The following is an 826-nucleotide window of genomic DNA, read 5'->3' as shown; positions in this document are numbered from 1 at the left end:
AGATGGACCTGCCAGAAAAGGAAACGAGAATGATCTACGAATTGCGCCAGTATCGCTGCGTACCTGGCCACCTGCCGGCATTACTGAAGCGGTTCGAGACTGCCACGCTGATGATCTGGGAGAAGCATGGCATCCGCCAAGCCGGATTCTTCACCACGCTAATCGGCGAGTCCCACCAGGAACTGACCTACTTACTGGCATGGGAGTCCCTCGCCGAGCGTGAGAAGAAATGGGGTGCRTTCGTGGCCGACCCGGAATGGCACGAGGCGCGCGACAAGTCAGAAGCGGACGGCCAGATCGTCGCCAACATCGGGAGCCAGATTCTCGCTCCGACAGCATTCTCTTCGGTCAAATAGCCGTGCTTGCGGATCGGCACGGCTCCCCGCAGAGACAGCCCTAGCCGGTCGTACCACCGCGATTTCATTTACGCGCAAGCGGCGAGGCGCGGAGGGGGACGGACATGGCTAAGCCTCACATCGCTGCCCGATGCTAGGCGGCTTCCTCAGGGCGGCGACGACGTCTTCCGCCCGATAGGGCTTCCGGATGCGCGATGAACGCATTTCCAGTCCCTGAAGAGCTGGACGGTCTCCCGTCCTCCGCCTTCGTGGCGAAGTCATTCACCGGCGCCAAGCTGGTGAAAGGTTTCAATCACCTCGTCGCTGCCACCCTGGCTGCCGATCCGATCGTCGAGGGGGGCCATCGGCTCGTCTTTTTGTCGAGCGACGACGAGGATACGATGGTGTCAGCCTTGGCCAGACAACTCGGGTTCGCACCCGCTGGAAGAGTTCAACCAGGGTGGCGCACTGGTGCACGCACACGGCCACAC

The 826-nt window shown here is 61.6% G+C and carries 1 protein-coding gene and 1 pseudogene; both read left to right on the top strand.

Translation table 11 applies throughout. The features are described from left to right. The first annotated feature begins 29 nt into the window (after positions 1 to 29). Complete coding sequence (locus AC1DVA_RS28815) at positions 30 to 356, top strand: NIPSNAP family protein (protein WP_476808191.1); 327 nt, start codon at positions 30 to 32, stop codon at positions 354 to 356. Between the two features lie 212 nt (positions 357 to 568). Further along, positions 569 to 826: pseudogene (locus tag AC1DVA_RS28810) on the top strand (NAD(P)-binding domain-containing protein); the annotation flags it as partial.

The sequence above is a fragment of the Allobosea sp. P4_C6 genome (assembly GCF_056402015.1).
Note: the sequence above shows the minus strand (reverse complement) of the source record. Positions and strands in the feature narration are given on the sequence as shown.